16 protein-coding genes are annotated in these 16,792 nt (G+C 68.9%); 8 read left to right on the top strand and 8 right to left on the bottom strand.

The genetic code is table 11. The features are described from left to right. Positions 1–5: 5 nt before the first annotated feature. The 4 genes from ON19_RS35645 to ON19_RS35660 are packed head-to-tail and all read left to right on the top strand — an operon-like array spanning position 6 to position 5,785. Positions 6–2,042: a bifunctional rhamnulose-1-phosphate aldolase/short-chain dehydrogenase gene (locus ON19_RS35645; RefSeq protein ID WP_043703270.1), complete on the top strand. Its 2,037-nt coding sequence runs from the start codon at positions 6–8 to the stop codon at positions 2,040–2,042. Beyond that, positions 2,039–3,490, top strand: coding sequence for a rhamnulokinase (locus ON19_RS35650; RefSeq protein ID WP_043703273.1), 1,452 nt, complete (start codon positions 2,039–2,041; stop codon positions 3,488–3,490). Before ON19_RS35645 ends, ON19_RS35650 begins: the two co-directional genes overlap by 4 nt. Further along, complete coding sequence (locus tag ON19_RS35655; protein WP_174377766.1) at positions 3,490–4,740, top strand: alpha-hydroxy acid oxidase; 1,251 nt, start codon at positions 3,490–3,492, stop codon at positions 4,738–4,740. The genes ON19_RS35650 and ON19_RS35655 overlap by 1 nt, the downstream gene beginning before the upstream one ends. A 58-nt stretch (positions 4,741–4,798) precedes the next feature. After that, the gene (locus tag ON19_RS35660) at positions 4,799–5,785 is read left to right on the top strand and encodes a LacI family DNA-binding transcriptional regulator (protein WP_043703458.1); all 987 of its coding nucleotides are present in this window, start codon (positions 4,799–4,801) and stop codon (positions 5,783–5,785) included. An 8-nt stretch (positions 5,786–5,793) separates the two neighbouring features. On the opposite strand, the gene ON19_RS44315 is transcribed toward ON19_RS35660, so the two are convergent. Further along, positions 5,794–6,255, bottom strand: coding sequence for a hypothetical protein (locus ON19_RS44315; protein WP_227954764.1), 462 nt, complete (start codon positions 6,253–6,255; stop codon positions 5,794–5,796). Positions 6,256–6,386: 131 nt separating this feature from the next. Beyond that, positions 6,387–7,295 (bottom strand): RNA polymerase sigma factor SigJ, encoded by a 909-nt coding sequence (gene sigJ / locus ON19_RS35670; protein WP_043703275.1) that lies wholly within the window; start codon positions 7,293–7,295, stop codon positions 6,387–6,389. 179 nt (positions 7,296–7,474) lie between these two features. Between sigJ and ON19_RS35675 the strand changes: the two genes are divergently transcribed. Further along, positions 7,475–8,623: an amidohydrolase family protein gene (locus ON19_RS35675; RefSeq protein WP_043703277.1), complete on the top strand. Its 1,149-nt coding sequence runs from the start codon at positions 7,475–7,477 to the stop codon at positions 8,621–8,623. A gap of 148 nt (positions 8,624–8,771) precedes the next feature. On the opposite strand, the gene ON19_RS35680 is transcribed toward ON19_RS35675, so the two are convergent. Next, complete coding sequence (locus tag ON19_RS35680; RefSeq protein ID WP_218006536.1) at positions 8,772–9,434, bottom strand: cupin domain-containing protein; 663 nt, start codon at positions 9,432–9,434, stop codon at positions 8,772–8,774. A gap of 258 nt (positions 9,435–9,692) precedes the next feature. Here ON19_RS35680 and ON19_RS35685 point away from each other — a divergent pair, with 258 nt between their 5' ends. Then, on the top strand, positions 9,693–10,415 hold the full coding sequence (locus ON19_RS35685; RefSeq protein ID WP_043703279.1) for a GNAT family N-acetyltransferase: 723 nt from the start codon (positions 9,693–9,695) through the stop codon (positions 10,413–10,415). A gap of 164 nt (positions 10,416–10,579) precedes the next feature. On the opposite strand, the gene ON19_RS35690 is transcribed toward ON19_RS35685, so the two are convergent. Next, positions 10,580–11,200 (bottom strand): TetR/AcrR family transcriptional regulator, encoded by a 621-nt coding sequence (locus tag ON19_RS35690; protein WP_043703465.1) that lies wholly within the window; start codon positions 11,198–11,200, stop codon positions 10,580–10,582. 64 nt (positions 11,201–11,264) lie between these two features. On the opposite strand from ON19_RS35690, the gene ON19_RS35695 reads away from it, so the two are divergent. After that, a complete protein-coding gene (locus ON19_RS35695) occupies positions 11,265–11,672 on the top strand; it encodes a RidA family protein (protein ID WP_043703282.1) in 408 nt (135 codons plus the stop codon). Between the two features lie 83 nt (positions 11,673–11,755). Here ON19_RS35695 and srmL read toward each other — a convergent pair whose 3' ends face one another. From srmL to ON19_RS35710, 3 genes are all read right to left on the bottom strand, one after another. Then, positions 11,756–12,877 carry a PheS-related mystery ligase SrmL gene (gene srmL, locus ON19_RS35700; RefSeq protein ID WP_043703284.1) on the bottom strand — a complete coding sequence of 374 codons (1,122 nt, stop codon included), beginning with the start codon at positions 12,875–12,877 and terminating at the stop codon, positions 11,756–11,758. A 411-nt stretch (positions 12,878–13,288) separates the two neighbouring features. Beyond that, on the bottom strand, positions 13,289–14,191 hold the full coding sequence (locus ON19_RS35705; protein WP_218006537.1) for an alpha/beta hydrolase: 903 nt from the start codon (positions 14,189–14,191) through the stop codon (positions 13,289–13,291). Positions 14,192–14,422: 231 nt separating this feature from the next. Continuing rightward, a complete protein-coding gene (locus ON19_RS35710) occupies positions 14,423–14,800 on the bottom strand; it encodes a nuclear transport factor 2 family protein (RefSeq protein WP_043703287.1) in 378 nt (125 codons plus the stop codon). 157 nt (positions 14,801–14,957) lie between these two features. Here ON19_RS35710 and ON19_RS35715 point away from each other — a divergent pair, with 157 nt between their 5' ends. Next, entirely contained in the window at positions 14,958–16,079 is a 1,122-nt protein-coding gene (locus ON19_RS35715) for a PucR family transcriptional regulator (RefSeq protein WP_043703291.1), read from the top strand. Positions 16,080–16,266: 187 nt separating this feature from the next. Here the strand turns inward: ON19_RS35715 and ON19_RS35720 are convergent, their stop codons facing one another. Beyond that, positions 16,267–16,662 (bottom strand): hypothetical protein, encoded by a 396-nt coding sequence (locus ON19_RS35720; protein ID WP_043703294.1) that lies wholly within the window; start codon positions 16,660–16,662, stop codon positions 16,267–16,269. Between the last annotated feature and the right edge of the window lie 130 nt (positions 16,663–16,792).

A 16,792-nucleotide genomic window follows, 5' to 3' on the forward strand; every position in this document is an offset into this window, starting at 1 on the left:
CAGTCATGACGCACCCCACGGTCGCGGAACTCATCGCCCGGTCGAACCGGCTCGGCGCCGACCCGAAGAACACCAACTACGCCGGCGGCAACACCTCCGCCAAGGGCACCGACACCGATCCGGTGACCGGTGAACCCGTCGAGTTGATGTGGGTCAAGGGCTCCGGCGGCGATCTCGGCACGCTCACCGAGCAGGGCTTGGCCGTGTTGCGGCTGGACCGGTTGCGTGCCCTGGTCGGCGTCTACCCCGGGGTGGAGCGCGAGGACGAGATGGTCGCCGCGTTCGACTACACGCTGCACGGCCGCGGCGGCGCCGCCCCCTCCATCGACACCGCCATGCACGGCTTGGTGGAGGCGGCGCACGTCGACCATCTGCACCCGGATTCCGGGATCGCGCTGGCGACCGCCGTCGACGGCCCGGAGCTGACCGAGAAGATTTTCGGCGACCGGGTGGTGTGGGTGCCCTGGCGGCGTCCCGGGTTCCAGCTGGGCCTCGATATCGCCGAGATCCGCGGGAACAATCCGCAGGCCATCGGCACCATCCTCGGCGGGCACGGGATCACCGCGTGGGGCGACACCTCCGACGCGGCCGAGGCGCACTCCCGCGAGATCATCGAGACCATCGAGCGGTTCCTGGAGAGCAACGGCCGCGCCGAGCCGTTCGGGCCCGCGCTGCCCGGCTACGGCGCGCTGCCGCTGGAGCAGCGGCGCGCGAAGGCCGCCGCGCTCGCGCCGTTCCTGCGCGGGCTGGTCTCCACTGACCGGCGGCAGGTGGGGCACTTCACCGACAACCCCGCGGTACTGGAATTCCTCGCCGCCGCCGAGCATCCGCGCCTCGCCGCGCTCGGCACCAGCTGCCCGGACCACTTCCTGCGCACCAAGGTGGCGCCGCTGGTGCTCGACCTGCGCGCCGACGCCTCGCTGGAGCAGTGCCGGACCCGGCTCACCGCACTGCACGAGGCCTATCGGGCGGAGTACCGCGCCTACTACGAGCGTCACGCCACACCAGATTCCCCGGCCATGCGCGGGGCCGACCCGGCCATCGTGCTGATCCCGGGCGTCGGCATGTTCAGCTACGGCGCGGACAAGCAGACCGCGCGGGTGGCAGGGGAGTTCTACCTCAACGCCGTCAACGTGATGCGCGGGGCGGAATCGGTGTCGCGCTACCAGCCGATCGACGAGGCGGAGAAGTTCCGCATCGAGTACTGGGCGCTGGAGGAGGCCAAGCTCGCCCGCCGACCGAAGCCCAAGCCGCTGGCCACCCGCATCGCGCTGGTCACCGGCGCGGCCTCGGGAATCGGCAAGGCCATCGCGCAACGGCTTGCGGCAGAGGGCGCCTGCGTGGTGGTCGCCGACCGGGACGGCGCGAAAGCCGCCGAGGTGGCGGCCGAGATCGGCTCGGCCGACGTGGCCGTCGGCATCACCGCCGACGTCACCGATGAGGGGCAGGTCCAGGCCGCGGTGGACGCGGCGGTGCTCGCGTTCGGCGGCCTGGACCTGGTCGTCAACAATGCGGGGCTCTCGCTGTCCAAGTCGCTGCTGGAGACCACCGAAGCGGACTGGGACCTGCAGCACGACGTCATGGCCAAGGGCTCGTTCCTGGTGTCCAAGGCGGCAGCCCGAGCGCTCATCGACCAGCGCATGGGCGGCGACATCCTCTACATCTCGTCGAAGAACTCGGTCTTCGCCGGGCCGAACAACATCGCCTACTCCGCGGCCAAGGCCGACCAGGCGCACCAGGTGCGGCTGCTGGCCGCCGAACTCGGCGAGCACGGCGTGAAAGTCAACGGCATCAACCCCGACGGAGTGGTGCGCGGCTCCGGCATCTTCGCCGGCGGCTGGGGCGCGCAGCGCGCCGCCGTGTACGGAGTCCAGGAGTCCGAACTGGGCGCGTTCTACGCCCAGCGCACCCTGCTCAAGCGGGAGGTGCTGCCCGAGCACATCGCCAATGCCGCGTTCGCGCTGTGCAGCGCGGACTTCTCGCACACCACCGGACTGCACGTGCCGGTCGACGCCGGGGTCGCCGCGGCGTTCCTGCGATGACCGGCACGGGCGCGGTGGCCGCCGTCGACCTGGGCGCCACCAGCGGACGGGTGATGCTGGCCCGGGTCGGCCCGGGCCGGATCGCCATGCGCCAGGTCGCCCGGTTCGCCAACGATCCGCTGCCGCTGTGGAACGGCGCCCGCGAGGCGCTGCACTGGGATCTGCCCGGGCTGTACCGGCAGGTCGGGCGCGGGCTGGCCGAGGCGGCCCGGCTCGCACCGGACCTGCTCGGCGCCGGAATCGACTCGTGGGCGGTGGATTACGGCCTGCTCCGGGACGGTCGGCTGCTCGGCCTGCCCTACCACTACCGCGACGGCCGCACCGCCGACGGCGTCGCCGCCGTGCACGCCACCGTCGCCCGAGCGGACCTGTACGGCCGCAACGGCCTGCAGTTCCTGCCCTTCACCACCGTGTACCAGCTGGCCGCCGAACGGCTCGCGGGCACATTGGATTTCGCCGACTCCGCCCTGCTCGTTCCGGACTTGCTGGGCTACTGGCTCACCGGCGCCAAGGCCACCGAGCGGACCAACGCCTCCACTACCGGCCTGCTCGGCATCGACGGCGGCTGGGACGAGGACCTGCGGGCCCGGCTCGGGCTCCCGGACCTCTTCCCGGCGTTGGCCGATCCCGGCACCCCGCTGGGGCCGGTGCTGCCCGGCGTCGCGTCCGCGTTCGGGCTGGACCGCAAGCTCACTCTGAGCACCGTCGCCTCGCACGACACCGCGTCCGCGGTCGCCGCGGTGCCGATGGCGCCGGAGTCCGCCGCCTACATCTCCTGCGGCACCTGGGGGTTGGTGGGTGTGGAGTTGCCCGCTCCGCTGGTCGATCCGGCGAGCCGGGCCGCCAACTTCACCAACGAGGCCGGTCTGGACGGGCGCACCCGCTTCCTGCGCAATGTGATGGGGCTGTGGTTGCTCAGCGAATCCGTGCGGCACTGGCAGCGCGAGGGCGCCGCCGCCGACCTTGCCCGGCTGCTCGCCGCGGCCGCCGATTCACCGGCGCCCGCCGCGGTATTCGACGTGGACGATCCGGTGTTCCTCGCGCCCGGCGACATCCCCGGTCGCATCGCGGACTGGTACGCGGCGCGGGACCTGCCGGTGCCGGAGGGGCCGGTGCCGATGGTGCGCGCCATCGTGGAGAGCCTCGCCGCCGCCTTCGCGACAGGTGTGCGCACCGCCGCCGAACTCACCGGCGTACCGGTACGCACCATCCACCTCGTCGGCGGCGGCGCGCGCAACCTGTTGCTGTGCCGGCTGCTTGCCGACCACTCCGGCGTGCCGGTGCTGGCCGGGCCGGTGGAGGCGACCTCGCTCGGCAACATACTGGTGCAGGCCCGCACGCACGGGCTGCTGCACGGCGACGTGGACGCGCTGCGGGCCGAGGTGGCCACTGCGTTCCCGCCGCAGCGGCACGTGCCGGGCACCGAACCCGTCAGGAAGGCAAGCTGATGAAACGACAGGTACCCCGGCCTCGTGATCTCGCGCCGCTGCTGCAGTTCCGCAAACCGCGCCTGAACGCGACCCGACGCCGCCTCGACGCCGCGCTCACCATCGAGGACCTGCGCCGCATCGCCGCCCGACGCACACCGCGGGCGGCCTTCGACTACACCGACGGGGCCGCCGAGGCCGAGATTTCGCTGGACCGTGCGCGGCAGGCGTTCCTGGACATCGAGTTCCACCCGGCGATCCTGCGCGACGTGTCCAAAGTGACCACCGGATGGGAGGTGCTCGGCGGCCCTGTCTCGCTGCCCTTCGGCATCGCACCCACCGGGTTCACCCGGATGATGCAGACCGAAGGCGAGTACGCGGGCGCCCGGGTGGCCGGGCGGGCCGGTATCCCGTTCTCGCTCTCCACCATGGGCACCGCGTCCATCGAGGACGTAGCCGCGGCGAACCCGAACGGCCGCAACTGGTTCCAGCTCTACATGTGGAAGGACCGGGACCGTTCCATGGCCTTGGTGCAGCGGGCCGCCGCGGCGGGATACGACACCCTGCTGGTGACGGTGGACGTGCCGGTGGCGGGCGCCCGGCTGCGCGACACCCGCAACGGCATGTCCATCCCGCCCGCGCTCACCCCGGCCACCGTGCTCGACGCCTTGCCCCGGCCGCGCTGGTGGATCGACTTCCTCACCACCGAACCGCTGGCTTTCGCCTCGCTGGACCGCTGGTCGGGCACCGTCGCCGAACTGCTCGACTCCATGTTCGACCCGACGGTGAACTTCGAGGACCTGGCCTGGATCCGGGACCAGTGGCCGGGCAAGGTGGTCGTCAAGGGCATCCAGACCCTGGCCGACGCCCGCGCCGTGGTGGACGTGGGCGTCGACGGCATCGTGCTGTCCAACCACGGTGGGCGCCAGCTGGACCGCGCCCCGGTGCCGTTCCACCTGCTGCCCGAGGTAGCGGCCGAACTGGGCCGCGACACCGAGATCGTGCTCGATACCGGCATCATGTCCGGCGCCGACATCGTGGCCTCCATCGCGCTCGGTGCGCGCTTCACCCTCGTCGGCCGCGCCTACCTCTACGGACTCATGGCAGGCGGCGAAGCTGGTGTGAGCCGGGCGGTGGAAATCCTCGCCGGGCAGGTGGAGCGCACGATGCGCCTGCTCGGTGTCACCTGCCTGGAGGAGTTGACGCCACGACACGTCACGCAGCTGACCAGACTTGCCCCGCGCCCGGTGCCTGGCCAAGATCGGGGGTGAGCATTACGGGCGGAGTGCCGGCACAGGCACGGAGGAGGTGTGAGCACCGGTGGTGAGCATGCGGGAGGTCGCCGCTGCGGCGTCGGTGTCGGTGGGCACCGTCTCCAATGTGCTCAACACTCCCGACAAGGTCGCCCCTGCCACCGTGCAGCGCGTGCTCGCCGCCATCGACCGCCTCGGCTTCGTCCGTAACGACGCGGCACGCCAGCTCAAGGCAGGCCGCTCCCGGTGCGTCGGCCTGGTGGTGCTCGACATCAGCAACCCGTTCTTCTCCGACGTGGCGCGCGCCGCCCAGCAGCGCGCCGCCGAACACGACCTGGTGGTGCTGCTGGGCTCCAGCGACGACGACCCGCGCCGCGAGCGCCTCTACCTCGAAACCTTCGAAGAGCAGCGTGTTTTCGGGCTCATGATCTCCCCCTCCGGCCAGGGCGAGGATCGGCTCACCGCACTGCGCAACCGCGGCGTGCCGGTGGTGCTGGTCGACCGCGACGGGCACGGCACGCCGTTCTCCTCGGTCGCCGTGGACGACGTCGCCGGCGGCGACCTGGCCGTACGGCATCTGTGCACCACCGGCCGCCGCCGCATCGCCGTCGTCGGCGGCCCCGCGTCACTCTCGCAGGTGGCCGACCGCCGCACCGGCGCAGGCCGCGCCGCCGCCGAGCACCCGGGCGTCACCCTCACCGTCATCGATACGCCCGCCCCTACTGTCCTGGCCGGGCGCGATGCCGGTGAGCACATCGCCGCCCTGCCCGTCGGCGAACGCCCCGACGCCGTGTTCTGCGTCAACGACCTGCTCGCTATCGGCGTCCTCCAGGCCCTCGCGCTGCACGGCGTCGCCGTGCCCACAGACGTGGCGCTGGTCGGTTACGACGACATCGATTTCGCCCAGTCCGCCATCGTCCCGCTCACTTCCATCCGCCAGCCGCGCGCCGAGATCGGCTCCTCCGCCATCGATCTGCTGGTCGCGGCGGCGGACGGCGGGGGAGAGCCGGAACACATCTGCTTCCGTCCGCATCTGGTCGAGCGCGCCTCCACCGTCGGCTGACGCGGGCGTCAGCCGTTCTCGGTGACGGTGGTGTCGGGGTGGCGGCGGCTGGTGTCGGGCTTGACGAAGTGACCGGTGATCGCCGAGCGGTCGCGCCGGTTGTCACCGCCGTGCGGCTCGTCCTCGCCGAGGGTGGTCTTCGGGTTCTCTGCTGCGGTCTGCTCGCTCACATATTCGCCGGTCTCGGCGGAACGATGGCTGTTGTCGGCCACGGGGCCTCCTTCGAACTGTTCGGTCGAAACCCCGATCAGGGCGGGGTGTGTCCAGTCCTTACCGAATAGCACGCACAAGCAGTGAGAAACGTCCGCCGACAAATGATTTCCGTTCCGGGCGTAGGTAGCGTGCGCGCCGGAGGTCGAGGGCCCCGACGTCGTGATGGCGTGCCAGCGCAGCTCCACCGCGGTCTCAATGCGCAATTGCCCGTCATTGTGCTGGCGTTCGCCGGCTGCGCACCGAAGCTGCGGCGTCAACGGCGCTTTGGGCGGTGCGGGATCTCGCGATCTTGTGACGTCTTCGCCCGGGTTCGGGGACAGCCTGCGCCGCATGCTCGACCGCGTGCACCATGGGCGAACCCTGCGTGACGACCTGGACAGTGTCGCCGTCAGCGCAGACCGTTCAGCTTGTCCGGATTGGTGATGGAGTAGATCCCGGAGATGCGATCTCCGTCGGAGGTGAGATCGACGACGACGATCGCGAGCGGTCCGTCGCCGGAGAAGACGAGCGCACACGGGTCGCCCGCGACCCGGCTGTAGCGGATGTCGAGCCCGCCGGGCGGCAGCGTGGCGGCGACGGAGGTGAACAGTGCGGCTACGTCGGCACGGCCGTGGACGGGCTGGAGGCTGGTGGCGGGCCCCTTGCCGCCGCCGTCGGTCCACAGCGTGACATCCGGAGCCAGTACCTCGAGCAGCGCTGGGAGGTCGTCACCGAGCGCCGCCGCGGCGAACCGTTCGGTGACCTGGGCGTGCGTATCCGGATCGATCCGGTGCCGCGGGCGGCGGGCGTGGACGTGCCTGCGGGCGCGAGCGGCGAGCTGGCGCACCGCCGCCGGGGAACGAGTGAGAATCTCGGCGATCTCGGGATGACCGAAGCCGAAGACGTCGTGCAGCACGAATACCGCACGCTCCAACGGTGAGAGCGTCTCCAGCACCACCAGCATCGCCATCGACAGCGATTCCGCGCGTTCGACAGCGCCGGTGACCTCGCCTTCGGCGGTGACCAACGGCTCCGGCAGCCAAGGCCCGATGTAGGACTCCCGGCGTCGGCTCAGGTCGGCGCGACGGGCCAGTGCCTGGTTGGCGGCGATTCGAACGAGATAGGCCCGCGCGTTGTCGACAGGTTCGCAGGCTGGGTCGCGATGCCGGGCGGCCCAGACCAGCCATACCTCCTGCAGCACGTCTTCGGTGTCGGCGACGCTGCCCAGCATGTTGTAGACCACCGCGAACAGCAGTTCGCGATAGCTGAGAAACCGTTCGGTGACGGCGCCGACGGCGTTCTGGGGTGTCGAACTCATTGGTGGACCTCCTCCTGTGTCGGGACCGAAGAGGTTCACCACCTCAGGAGTGTGACATGAACTCCCACGAAGTGATCTATGTCACCGACTCTCTCGCCATGTCACAGTTCGTAGGCCGCCCTCCTCAGTGGTGTGCGTCCGGGCCGGCCCGGAAGTCACGACAGTCGAGGAGATATGGCATGCGTACTTTGATTCACGGCGTCCGAGTTTTCGACGGTGAGCGCACCACTGCGCGGGCCGACGTGGTGATCGAGGACGATCTGATCGTCGCGGTCGGCGGCGGCGACGGCGCGGCGGTCGACGTCGAGATCGACGGCACCGAGCGGACACTGCTTCCCGGTCTGATCGACGCGCACACGCACGTTTTCGACGGCAGTCTCGCGCAGGCGTTGCGGCACGGGGTCACCACCGAACTCGACATGTTCTGCTTGCCGTCGGTGCTCACCGAGCAGCGACGACTGGCGGCCGAGTGCGACGACGTCGCCGACTTCCGCAGCGCGGGAACGCTGGCCACTGCACCCGGCGGCCACCCGACTCAGCTGCTCGGCGCCTTGTCCGACACTGCCCTGGACAGCCTGGACCCGGTCGCGATCGACTTCGTGTCCGATCCGGCACAGGCGTCGGACTTCGTCGCGGGAAGGCTGGCCGAGGGAGCCGACTATCTGAAGATCGTCATCGACGACGGCTCCGTGCACGGCGCACCACTTCCGGTGATGACACCCCAAACCGTAGCCGCTTTGGCCGACGCAGCCCACGAAGCGGGGCTACGGGTCATCGCGCACGCGATCACTGCCGCGGAGGTGCGGATCGCACTCGAAGCCGGTGTCGACGGGCTGGCCCATGTCTGGTCGGACATCGCCCCGGGCGATCCAGCCACCGCGGTATTGGCCGAGCAGGTCCGAAAGCGTGGCGTATTCGTGGTCACCACACTGGCTTACTTCGAGGTGCTCACCGCCCAGCGCACCGGCGGCTGTGCCCGTCCCGGCAGCTCCGCCAACGCCGCCGACGCGGTCCGGGCCATGCACCGCGCGGGCGTGCCGTTGCTGGCCGGCACCGATGCCACGCCGTTCGTGCCCGCGCACGGCACGGGTATGCAGCGCGAGCTGCAACTGCTCACCGAAGCGGGCCTCACCGCCGAGGAAGTGCTCGCCGCTGCGACCAGCGGGCCCGCCCGCCACTTCGCACTCGGCGATCGCGGCCGAATCGCCGCGGGGATGCGCGCCGACCTGCTTTTGGTGAACGGTGATCCGACCCGCGACATCGCCGCCGCCGGCAATATCGCCGAGGTATGGCGACGCGGTGTCAGGCAGGCCGGCCGAGATTCGTAGCGGCAATACGGCCGACCGCCTCTTCGAGCTGCGGTGGCGGACCCTGCCTCGTCCGAGGAGTGTCCGCCACCGCCGGTCATCTTCCGGCTCGTTCAGCGACGTCGGAATCGCGCGGCCGCCGACTCACTGCTGCGGTACATACGCTGACTCAACTCCCACCGGTTGCCGGTCGGTCGGCTGCGCCGGGCCGGCTTCGGAGTACCCCACTGGCGAGGAATTCGGTGCGGTGCCCGTTCCCATCCAGCGGACCGCGATCATCGCCCTTCTGAGCCTGTCGCCAGATCGGGCTGTCGACGAAATGGTTGTCGAATCTCTCCTGGGTATCGAGAATTTCGAGCGGGCTCGCTTCGCCCTTGCGGATGCGGTCGCCCAGCCGGAAGTAGTCGAATCGTTCGATACCGGGGGTGAAGATCACTAGAACGTCCGCGGATGTGGTCGCGGGAGCTGCCCAAGCGTGCGTCATGTTCGGCGGGATCAACAGGAAATCACCCCCGCCGATCACGTGGATTTCATCGCCGGCCAGCACCCGCAACGCACCGCCGAGCATGTAGAACAATTCGGCGGACGTCGAATGATAGTGCGGCGGAGGACCTTCCGCGCCCGCTGGCAGGAAAGCGCGATTCGCGCTCAGCTTTCCGCCGGTCATATCGTGATCGGCATACAGCCGCACCCCCATGGTTTCCAGGGTCTCGGCTTCGTCGTGCCGCACGAGCAAGGCTTTGTCGAGGTTGTTCGAGATGGTCATATTTCTGCTCCTGACACCTGCCCGGATCCACTCCGGGGCAGAGCCATAGAGGTGTTCCGGCCGCACGGTGTGACATCACACGCCCTTCTCACCTATAACCAGAGCATCTGTCGGCGGCGCGCTCAACGATCGCGGCATTCACCGCCGCCACTGGCGGCACCCGCCCCCTCCAGCGGACTGGCCGCGACGAAACGTTGACGTCGCGGCGTCAGTCGGCGCGCTGCTGCACTGGATTGGGCTTGGTGAGCACACCGTCTGATAGCGGGGCGCCTCGGCGTGCAGGATCCGTGACTCAGTGTGGGCGTTTCGAAGCAGAATGGTGGCGTGTCGACAGATTCGTTGCTGGCGAGAGCCCGTCTGCTGTGGGAGGGCTTGGCCGCAGTGCCGGTTTCGTTCCCCCCGTCGAATGGCGTGACCGTGGTGGTCTCGCCATCGGCGCAGATCTGTCCACCGGGATGGGCCGGTGTCGTCGCGTTGGATGGGCAAGCGATCGTGACCGCTCCCAGTCCCGCCGTCGCGGCGACGATCGAATCGGTAGTCGAGAAGCTCTCGGTGGCCGACTTCACCGACCCCGAAGCGCTCGCGGCAGTGCTGCCCGTGGCCGAGATACTCGGTCCCGCCACGTTGGCCTACGTCGACGAAGAAGCATTCCGTCCGGCCGCGGCTTGTTCGCATGAGGTAGAGCGGCTGCCCGCCCAGCATCCCGATCTGCGTCGACTGGGGGTGCTCGCAGGTGATGCCGATAGGGCTGAAAGCGGCTTGGACGAAATCACTTCCGCAGTGTTCGTGATCCGGGAATCCGGTGAAGTCCTCTCCGCGGCCGGCTATCGCTCGTGGCCGCGCCGAGTCGCTCACCTGAGTGTGCTGACCGCACCGGACCGACGCGGTCAGGGGTTGGCCCGGGTAACAGGATCGGCAGCGGTGGAACACGCACTCGAGATCGGATTGCTACCGCAATGGCGGGCTCGGACGAGGGAGTCCAGGCGGGTCGCTGCTTCCCTCGGATTTCGCGAACTGGGTGCCCAGCTCAGCCTCGAGCTGACCTGATCGGTCCTCGACCCCGGGAGCCCGGTCGGCGCGGCGGCCGCGGAACCAGTTGCCTCCGCGTTCTCCTCGATCGAGCGCGACGCGGCCTGATGGTCGAACGGTTCCGGTGATCTCACCTGCCGCAATGCCTGAGAGCGGATGACAGGCGAAGGTTGCTTGCGGGGTCATTCCCGGTGAGGGTTGGGACGCCAGCCGAGTTCGACTGACCGGCTGCAGCTGTCGGGGTCGTCGCCGCAGCTGGTGAACAAGGCGGTGAGCATGGGTGCGCCGTAGTCGAGTGCGTGGCGCGGTAGGGGGCCGGATGCCACGAGGGACACCAGTCCATGGCCAATGGTCCAGCTCTGTGTAGCGAGGACCAGGGGGTCGACATCAGGGCGAAACCGCCCGATGTCTTTCGCCCGTTCGACAGCGCGCACCAGGCAATGCAGGGTTTCGTCCGCGGCCGCCGGGTCTTCCAGTTCGAAGCCGGCGTCGAACATGACCCGGTAGAGGTCGGGGTTGGCCAGGGCGTTGGACAGGTATGCCGCCCCGAGGGCGGCGAGGTCTCGGACCGGGTCCGTGGTCGGCGTGACCGAATTGAGTTCGGCGGCCAAACGGGTGAACCCCTCCTGGCGCATCGCCTGCCACAGACCGTCCATCCCGCCGAAGTAGGTGTAGACGGCCATGGTCGACAGGCCGGTACCCGCGACGACCGAGCGCAGAGTGACCGGCTCCCGAGTGCGCAGCATCTGCGCGGCCCGCTCGATCAGTTGGTTGCGGACCGCGGCGTTTTTCGTCCTCACCATGGCGCCACAATACATAGCATTGCTATGTTCAGATTGTCGATCTTGCGTGAGTAAGGAGTGCTGTATGGCCGTGGAGTTGGTCAACCCGGACGGACTGCCGAAACCCGAGGTGTACCGGCAATTGTCGATCGCCACCGGATCGAGGCTGGTATTCCTGGCCGGGCAGGTGGCCCGCGACGCCGACGGAAACCCGGTCGGTGCAGGGGATCTCGCCGCGCAAGTCGAACAGGCCTACCTCAATATCGGCACGGCCATGGCCGGGATCGGCGGATCATTCGACGACGTGGCGAAACTGACCATCTACGTGGTCGACTGGTCCCCGGACAAGATGCCGTTGCTGGGCGAAGGCGTGGCCAGGGCGGCCGCGAAGCTGGGGGTCGACCCCGTCAAACCGATCACTTTGCTGGGTGTCGCCGCGCTGGGCGAACCCGATCTGCTGGTCGAGGTCGAGGCCACCGCCATCATCGACTGACACCCTGCGCCGCCGAAGGGCGCGCACCGACCACGACGCAGCCAACCGCACCGCATTCCGTGCGTTCGGCCCGGCTGCGGGATTCAGCTGGTTGCCGCCCATTGGTGGGCGCTGCCCTGATGGACGGCGGCGTAGATGCGGTCGCGCAGCTGGTTGGCCTCGTGGTCGGTGAGGGTTCGATCCAGATGGCGCAGGACCACTGCGAGCAGCAAGTTCTCCTGGTCCGAGCGGGCTCCGAGCCGCTGGAGGGCCTGCGGGGGGAGTCGCGAGCACGGTGTCCGGGCGAGGATCTCGACGCTCTCCACACAGTCGGCGGCCGGGCCGAGGGCGTCGCGTACCCGATCGCCGAGATCTTCGGCCTGGTCGTCGTGGTCCACGGCAACGGACAGGTCGCGGCGGATCGCGGGCATGGCCGACACCGGCCGGTAGGGTGCGAGATGGGTCAGCTGAACTACCACGGCAGGATCGGTCGACCGCAGAATGCGGATGTCGTCGATGCCCTTGCGCAGCATGAGCATTCGATCCAGCCCCATGCCGAGGGCGAGTCCGCTGTATGCGCGGTCCATCCCTGCCCGCCGCAGCACGCGGGGATCGGCCAGGCCGCACTCGGCAACCTCGATCCACTCCCCGTCGCGGGCCACGTCCACCTGGCGCCCCAGCACGGTGTAGGAGTGCACGCGGTCCTCGTGACGATGCTGGGCCCCGGGCAGCAGCGCGTCGACGAGGACAGTGATCATTTCGTCGAGGTCGGCGGTGGTCATGGGCGCTGGTCGGCGGGTGACGCGCCACAGGTCGAGCTGGTGGGGTGTCCCGGTGTGCAGCCGATCGATGCTGTCGCGGCGGTAGACGATTCCGGGACAGACCAGCAGCACATCATCGACCGGATCGGTGGCCAGTGCCCGCAGTGCACCGGGAATCAATGCGGTCGAATGGCTACGCAGCATCCGCCGGTCGTCGACATAGCGGGTATAGCGGGCGTCACGGGTGACATCGTCGCCGCGGTAGCCGAGGTTGTCGTAGTTGTCGCCGGCGGTGACGATGCGTTCGCCGCGCCACCAGCGGACCTCGCATCCCCACTGCTGCGCCAACGCGTCGACGGCGCGGTCGAGGACGAGTTGGAGAGCATGCGGACCGGCCGCAGGGTCGGTGAGATCCCGGATGGACAGATCCCGGGCGAGTTGGTCGACGGAAAGATGAACAGGCAAGGCAGGCTCCTAGCCGAGAATCGGGACGGGGTAACGGAAACCCCCGAGCCCCGAGCGCTGTCCAGGAGCAGTCGGCTCAGCTCAGCGAACGTGGCGAATCCGGCCCCGGCAGCACCCTTCAAGGGCTCGGGGGCCGATAAATCGGTGCGCAAGCACTACGACGGCCACACCACGGACGATAGCAGGCGCCCAAAGCGTTTTTCCTTCAGCAGTAACGCCCCGGCGGTTCAGCGCTCGCCCGTCATCCACACTCGACCGTGCGATACCTCTCGACCTGTGCACCGTGGATCCCGACACGAAACCCGCCACAACCGTTACGGTAGCTGCTAATTTGCGACGTCACCGGACCGCTGCGGCGGGCAGACTGCGCGCCCGCGCCGAGGCCGAGTGTGGTCCGCGACTGGGTGAGGCTCAGACGAGTCGGTCGAGGATGGCTGCCAGTTCGCGAGCTTGAAGTATGACACCTGCGTGGCCGGCGGGCAGACTGTGGACGTCGAAGGGGTTGGCCGGTGTCAGGCGGTCGGCGTCGTCGATCATCTTCGTGGTGAGGGCCGCGGAGATGACGTGGTCTCGGGTGAGGCGGATGTAGCTGCGGGGTATCCGTCCCCATGTGTCGGCCTCGACCCGGGCGTCGGCGAAGCTGGTGTGCGCGCCGTCCTCGGGTTGAAGGACGAAGTTGGCCACGGTGAGCGTCTGTTCCAGGGTGGCCTCGGGCATATTCGTTATCCGGAAATCTTCGAGGGCTTCGATATCGGCCGAACGTAGGTTGAAACGGATGATGCCGGGAGGCACCGCCTCCATTCCCAGGAACAGTGAGTGGTCCGGGTTCGGGGCCGGGACGTCCTGGGTGGCTTCGGGGGTCTGGCTCAGAGCTATGGCGCTGGGGGCGTCCGGGGTGGAGGGGCAGAACGCGGAGAGGTAGACGATCCGGTGGATGGCCTCGGGGATGGCGTTGCCGACGAGGCCTATCGTGATGCCGCCGAGGCTGTGGCCGACCAGGACGACCGGGCCGTGCCGGCGCACCCTCTGCACCACGTCGATGACATGGGCCACGTTGTCCTCCACCGTGATCTCGGCAATCGGCGACGGACCGGCGGTGAACGCGGCGAGGTCCTGAGGCGCCTGGTAGGACAGTGGAATCCGGGCGTCGAGGCCGTGCCCGGGCAGGTCCACCGGCAAGCTGCGGTGTCCGAGCAAGGCCAATTCACGGACCACGGGTGTCCAGAAGAAGCTGTTGCTGACCAGGCCGTGCACGAACACGAATGTCGGTGCGGCGGTGGCGGTTTCCGGAAACAGGCGAGCAGGTTCGGGCACGAATCCCCCCCCAGAGCGAATCATCGACAGACGACTGGTTCATTACCCACGTCGAGCTGCCTCCAACCACTTCGGTTGGAGCGATGTGCGGAGGGACCCTAGCGCAGCCCGCGAGCGATCGGCACGTCCTCCGGCAGTATCCGCCGTAATGTAAAGGCCCGCACCGATGGCCGGGCACCAGTAGTCCGAGCCATCGGCTGTTCCCGTCGCGACGTCGTGGAGCGTGGGCGTTCAACTAAGGGCGGCCTGCATGGCGACCCCGTCGACATAAGAGTGCTTCTCCTTGACCGCGCCGCCCTCGACCAGGACATAGTCCGCGAGGTCGACGCACACGCGGTTTCCGGTTGCCGACGTCCCCGTCAGCTGCCACTGCACGACCCAGAAGTCCTCGCCGGCGCGTAGCGAGACCAGGTGAAACGTCAGGTCCGGAACCAGGGCGAACGTGCCCGCCGCGGCTTCACGGATGGCGTCTCGACCTCGCGCGGGCTCCTGGCCCGAATGCAAGTGGAAGACCGAGTCGACGGTGTGGAGCGCGGCGATCCGGTCTGGGTCGCGGTCTACCCAGCAGGCGTGGTAGCGCTCGAACAATTCGCGAGTGGCAGTGGTCATGATGGCGGATTCCGATCGTGAGATCACGCTGAAGGCGTGTGGCGAAGACCAACGATTTGCAGTGTCGCCGAGGGCCGCCCGTGGTGGCCACGGGCGTATGCCTCCACTTCGGAGACCTCCGTTGTGCGCACGCACAATCGGCGCTAGGTTGACGGCGGTGACCCAGGACGCGCATATCGAGCGCCCGCGCCTCCTTCGCGAGCTGTGGGCCGATTTGCCTGCGATCTCCGAGATGGTCACCGCGAGAATCGAACAGGATGAGCAGGACTACGACGATGCCGCGCTCGGTCACCATGAATTGACCACTCTCGTAGCCGACAGCCTCGCGGCATTGCTCGATGCCATCGCCGACGCCCCCTACTCGCTCGAGCCTGCTCGCCGAGCCGGACGCCTGAAAGCCGAGCGAGGGATTCCGCTGGACAGTCTGCTGCACGCCTTCCGCGTCGCGGGCATGGCGTTCTGGGAGATCATCGTCGAACGCGCTGACCAGCACGACCGTCCTGCGCTGCCCCGAATGTCAACGCTGGTGTGGGCCACTGTGGACGAGTACTCGGTCGCGGCGGCCGACGCATACCGGAACGTAGTTGTCACCGGGGACGAACAACCCGATCAACGGTGGTTGCGGGCGCTGCTCGATCCCGACTTTCCATCGACGCAGCGCGACGACTTGGCCAGAAGGATGCGCCTGCCGGCCCGGGCCACGTTCGTAGTCCTGGTCGGCGATATTCGCCTCGCCGCGACCGGGGTGACCACCGTCCGCACCCGTATCGCCGATGACCGGGTAGCCCTCGCCGCCGCGCACTCACCGGTCACGCTCGACCACGCGCTGCACGGCTCGACAACGCGAGCCGGCGCCAGCAAACCGTTCACCGACCTCGCATCCGCGCCTGCCGCGCTCGGCCAGGCGCGCCTCGCGTTCCGGTGTCTGAGCACGGCGGACACCGGCATCCACAGGTATGCCTCGTCACCGGCGCGCGCTTTGATCGCGGCCCATCCAGAACTCGCCGCCGACGTCCTCTCGGACGTGCTCGCCGCATTCGACCGACTCCACCCCGACGACGCCGACGCTCTCGTGCAGACCGCCCTGGCCTGGTACGAGCTCGGCGGCTCGACGTCGGCGGTAGGGGAGCGCCTGCACCTGCACCGCAACACCGTCTTGCATCGCCTCAAGCGGATCGAGCAGCTCACCGGTTCAGCATTCGCAATACCGGCAGACGCCGCGCTGCTGTATCTGGCGCTGCAAGCACGGCTGCTCCGGACACCCGTCGACCGGTCATGAGCCCAGGACGCGGTCAGGTCAGATGCCAGGCGCGACGCGGTGCTCATCGGAGTTGGTCCTCGCGTAATCGTCGGCGGGACCGAGTGCGGCGTTGCCGCGGCGACGGGCAGTAGCGGGCTGTGGGTTCGGCCGAGCCACGCAAGGCTCGGCCGAACTGGGCCGCGACGGTGTCGGCCGCCGGTGCATGTCAGGGGACGGTAACCGTCACCAGCTCGCTGAACGGCATCCCGCCGGTAGCGGTGTCATCGAAACAGCCGCCCCGGGCGCTGATGGTCGTGCCCGGTTCGAGCCCTTCCAGCGTTGTGGTCACGGTCTGACCGGGGCCGGCCATCGACTCCGGGGTGCCGTTGCCGAAGAAACGGTGGTTGTTCTCGGGGCCGACACCGGCTTCGGCCCAGCACCGGCCGGTGCCGTTGGGGTTGTGCACGGTCGCGGTCACCGTCCCCGGAGCGGTGCCCGCAAAGGTGACCTGGGGAGCCTGCAGCGGTGTTTGCGCGCTCGCCGGGGCGGTGACCGGGCTGAACGCCACAAGCGCGGCGGACGCGGCCAGCAGGATGGGTCCATTGATTCGCTTATTCGTCACGAGACGGACCCTATCGGAAGCAAGCGAACCCAATGCTCGCTTCCGCCAACGGATTGCGAGCACAACCGACCAGGCGGATTACCGGCCGAGGAGGTCTCGAACCGCGCGGCTGTCCTCGGTCACGCGTGTC

This window comes from Nocardia abscessus NBRC 100374 (assembly GCF_000308455.1).
GTDB lineage: Bacteria > Actinomycetota > Actinomycetes > Mycobacteriales > Mycobacteriaceae > Nocardia > Nocardia abscessus.

What these genes read in the sequence shown, in the direction of transcription:
- ON19_RS35645 (WP_043703270.1), top strand. Translation starts at nt 6, where the DNA reads ATGACGCACCCCACGGTCGCGGAACTCATCGCCCGGTCGAACCGGCTC.
- ON19_RS35655 (WP_174377766.1), top strand. Translation starts at nt 3,490, where the DNA reads ATGAAACGACAGGTACCCCGGCCTCGTGATCTCGCGCCGCTGCTGCAG.
- ON19_RS35695 (WP_043703282.1), top strand. Translation starts at nt 11,265, where the DNA reads ATGGCCGTGGAGTTGGTCAACCCGGACGGACTGCCGAAACCCGAGGTG.
- ON19_RS35675 (WP_043703277.1), top strand. Translation starts at nt 7,475, where the DNA reads ATGCGTACTTTGATTCACGGCGTCCGAGTTTTCGACGGTGAGCGCACC.
- ON19_RS35690 (WP_043703465.1), bottom strand. Translation starts at nt 11,200, where the DNA reads ATGGTGAGGACGAAAAACGCCGCGGTCCGCAACCAACTGATCGAGCGG.
- ON19_RS35710 (WP_043703287.1), bottom strand. Translation starts at nt 14,800, where the DNA reads ATGACCACTGCCACTCGCGAATTGTTCGAGCGCTACCACGCCTGCTGG.
- sigJ (WP_043703275.1), bottom strand. Translation starts at nt 7,295, where the DNA reads ATGAGTTCGACACCCCAGAACGCCGTCGGCGCCGTCACCGAACGGTTT.
- ON19_RS35650 (WP_043703273.1), top strand. Translation starts at nt 2,039, where the DNA reads ATGACCGGCACGGGCGCGGTGGCCGCCGTCGACCTGGGCGCCACCAGC.
- ON19_RS35660 (WP_043703458.1), top strand. Translation starts at nt 4,799, where the DNA reads ATGCGGGAGGTCGCCGCTGCGGCGTCGGTGTCGGTGGGCACCGTCTCC.